A 3,909-nucleotide genomic window follows, 5' to 3' on the forward strand; every position below is an offset into this window, starting at 1 on the left:
GGGGCTCAAGGCCCCGGCAGATCTTATCTTGAAACGAGTTTCCCGCTTAGATGCTTTCAGCGGTTATCTCTTCCACACGTAGCTACCCTGCGATGCCACTGGCGTGACAACAGGTACACCAGAGGTGTGTCCACTCCGGTCCTCTCGTACTAGGAGCAGGCTTCCTCAAATCTGCAGCGCCCACGGAAGATAGGGACAAAACTGTCTCACGACGTTTTAAACCCAGCTCACGTACCTCTTTAAATGGCGAACAGCCATACCCTTGGGACCGACTACAGCCCCAGGATGAGATGAGCCGACATCGAGGTGCCAAACACCGCCGTCGATATGAACTCTTGGGCGGTATCAGCCTGTTATCCCCAGAGTACCTTTTATCCGTTGAGCGATGGCCCTTCCATACAGAACCACCGGATCACTATGTCCTGCTTTCGCATCTGCTCGACTTGTCAGTCTCGCAGTTAAGCACGCTTATGCCATTGCACTATTAGCACGATGTCCGACCGTACCTAGCGTACCTTCGAACTCCTCCGTTACGCTTTGGGAGGAGACCGCCCCAGTCAAACTGCCTACCATGCACTGTCCCCGATCCAGATAATGGACCTAGGTTAGAACCTCAAACGCACCAGGGTGGTATTTCAACGTCGGCTCCACCAGAACTAGCGTCCTGGCTTCAAAGCCTCCCACCTATCCTACACAGATCCGTTCAAAGTCCAATACAAAGCTACAGTAAAGGTTCATGGGGTCTTTCCGTCTTTCCGCGGGGAGATTGCATCATCACAAACATTTCAACTTCGCTGAGTCTCAGGAGGAGACAGTGTGGCCATCGTTACGCCATTCGTGCAGGTCGGAACTTACCCGACAAGGAATTTCGCTACCTTAGGACCGTTATAGTTACGGCCGCCGTTTACTGGGACTTCAATCAAGAGCTTGCACCCCATCATTTAATCTTCCAGCACCGGGCAGGCGTCACACCCTATACGTCCACTTTCGTGTTTGCAGAGTGCTGTGTTTTTATTAAACAGTCGCAGCCACCGATTTTTTGCAACCCCATTGAGCTCCGTTTGTTCAACTTCACTTACTAGGGGCATACCTTCTCCCGAAGTTACGGTATCAATTTGCCGAGTTCCTTCTCCTGAGTTCTCTCAAGCGCCTTAGAATACTCATCTCGCGCACCAGTGTCGGTTTGCGGTACGGTCGTCAATAGCTGAAGCTTAGTGGCTTTTCCTGGAAGCAGGGTATCACTCACTTCGTGTGCAAGCACACTCGTTATCACCCCTCATCTCAGCCCGGCGGATTTGCCTACCAGGCACGACTACAGGCTTGAACCAACTATTCCAACAGTTGGCTGAGCTAACCTTCTCCGTCCCCACATCGCACTATTGATCGGTACAGGAATATTGACCTGTTTCCCATCAGCTACGCATCTCTGCCTCGCCTTAGGGGCCGACTCACCCTACGCCGATGAACGTTGCGTAGGAAACCTTGCGCTTACGGCGAGGGGGCTTTTCACCCCCTTTAACGCTACTCATGTCAGCATTCGCACTTCTGATACCTCCAGCATCCGTTACCAGACACCTTCACAGGCTTACAGAACGCTCTCCTACCACGTGCAATAAATTGCACATCCGCAGCTTCGGTAACTGGCTTAGCCCCGTTACATCTTCCGCGCAGGACGACTCGATCAGTGAGCTATTACGCTTTCTTTAAATGATGGCTGCTTCTAAGCCAACATCCTGACTGTTTTAGCCTTCCCACTTCGTTTCCCACTTAGCCAATTTTAGGGACCTTAGCTGGCGGTCTGGGTTGTTTCCCTCTTGAGTCCGGACGTTAGCACCCGGTGCTCTGTCTCCCAAGCTGTACTCTGCGGTATTCGGAGTTTGCCTTGGTTTGGTAAGTCGCCATGACCCCCTAGCCAAAACAGTGCTCTACCCCCACAGGTAATACTTGAGGCACTACCTAAATAGTTTTCGGAGAGAACCAGCTATTTCCAAGTTTGTTTAGCCTTTCACCCCTAACCACAGCTCATCCGCTGATTTTGCAACATCAGTCGGTTCGGACCTCCAGTACCTGTTACGGCACCTTCATCCTGGCCATGGTTAGATCACTTGGTTTCGGGTCTACACCCAGCGACTGAACGCCCTATTCGGACTCGATTTCTCTACGCCTTCCCTATTCGGTTAAGCTTGCCACTGAATGTAAGTCGCTGACCCATTATACAAAAGGTACGCCGTCACCCCTTTCGAGGCTCCGACTTTTTGTAAGCATACGGTTTCAGGATCTATTTCACTCCCCTCCCGGGGTTCTTTTCGCCTTTCCCTCACGGTACTGGTTCACTATCGGTCGATTACGAGTATTTAGCCTTGGAGGATGGTCCCCCCATATTCAGACAGGATTACACGTGTCCCGCCCTACTTTTCTCTAGCTCAGTACCACACGTCAGTTTTCACATACAGGGCTATCACCTACTATGGCCGGACTTTCCATTCCGTTTTGTTAACCGTCGTGCTATCACTAGAAGGCTCCTCCGAATTCGCTCGCCACTACTATCGGAATCTCGGTTGATGTCTTTTCCTCTGGGTACTTAGATGTTTCAGTTCTCCAGGTTCGCCTCGTTAGCCTATGTATTCAGCTAACGATACCCTTGCGGGTGGGTTTCCCCATTCAGAAATCTCCGGATCAAAGCTTATTTGCCAGCTCCCCGAAGCTTATCGCAGGCTATCACGTCTTTCTTCGCCTGTAATCGCCAAGGCATCCACCATATGCTCTTAGTCACTTGACCCTATAACTTTGATCTCTGTTGCCAGAGCTCGCCATTTCGAGTTCAAAGACTGGTGAGGTCTTGCACCTCACGCGTTATGCCGTAATGTGAATGATTCTTCGGTTGCATCCTTTCGGACACAGCCTAGAGAATGATTCGTCATTACATCGAATTCATTAGTTGAATTCGTGTGACGCAATCAAATAGTTGCTGGCGGCACGGTGCAATGTTTCATGCTTTCCGCCAGCAACGCTGATTTCGACTCTATGAATTTTTAAAGAACAGCCTATTGATCGGATCGATCAATACAAAAGCAGTCTTTGCAAGACTGCTTTTGTATTGAGGTGAGCCAACGATTATAGCACCATTCGGCGCTATCATTTTCTAACCAATCCTTGGTGGAGGATGACGGGATCGAACCGACGACCCCCTGCTTGCAAAGCAGGTGCTCTCCCAGCTGAGCTAATCCCCCATCGGGTTTTTCGCATTGGAAGTTTGGTGGGTCTAGTTGGGCTCGAACCAACGACCCCTGCGTTATCAACACAGTGCTCTAACCAGCTGAGCTACAGACCCAATCCATCAGAACTTGCGCTCCAACAGTTGCCATCCAACAACCGATAAGTGTGGGCGTTCAAACTTGAACTGCTTCATTTTCCAGAAAGGAGGTGATCCAGCCGCACCTTCCGATACGGCTACCTTGTTACGACTTCACCCCAGTCACGAACCCCGCCGTGGTAAGCGCCCTCCTTGCGGTTAGGCTACCTACTTCTGGCGAGACCCGCTCCCATGGTGTGACGGGCGGTGTGTACAAGACCCGGGAACGTATTCACCGTGACATTCTGATCCACGATTACTAGCGATTCCGACTTCACGCAGTCGAGTTGCAGACTGCGATCCGGACTACGACTGGCTTTATGGGATTAGCTCCCCCTCGCGGGTTGGCAACCCTTTGTACCAGCCATTGTATGACGTGTGTAGCCCCACCTATAAGGGCCATGAGGACTTGACGTCATCCCCACCTTCCTCCGGTTTGTCACCGGCAGTCCCATTAGAGTGCCCTTTCGTAGCAACTAATGGCAAGGGTTGCGCTCGTTGCGGGACTTAACCCAACATCTCACGACACGAGCTGACGACAGCCATGCAGCACCTGT

General features: G+C 51.4%; 2 tRNA genes and 2 rRNA genes. All 4 read right to left on the reverse strand.

Going from position 1 to position 3,909, the window contains the following annotated elements:
- Positions 1-2,779 (reverse strand): 23S ribosomal RNA (locus SJH88_RS18620); the annotation flags it as partial.
- A gap of 375 nt (positions 2,780-3,154) precedes the next feature.
- Positions 3,155-3,230 (reverse strand) — tRNA-Ala (locus tag SJH88_RS18625).
- A 24-nt stretch (positions 3,231-3,254) separates the two neighbouring features.
- Positions 3,255-3,331, reverse strand: a tRNA-Ile gene (locus SJH88_RS18630).
- A gap of 85 nt (positions 3,332-3,416) precedes the next feature.
- Positions 3,417-3,909: ribosomal RNA gene (locus tag SJH88_RS18635) — 16S ribosomal RNA — on the reverse strand; the annotation flags it as partial.

Origin of the sequence: Comamonas sp. GCA5 (genome assembly GCF_036541385.1) — a bacterium.
GTDB lineage: Bacteria > Pseudomonadota > Gammaproteobacteria > Burkholderiales > Burkholderiaceae_C > Comamonas > Comamonas aquatica.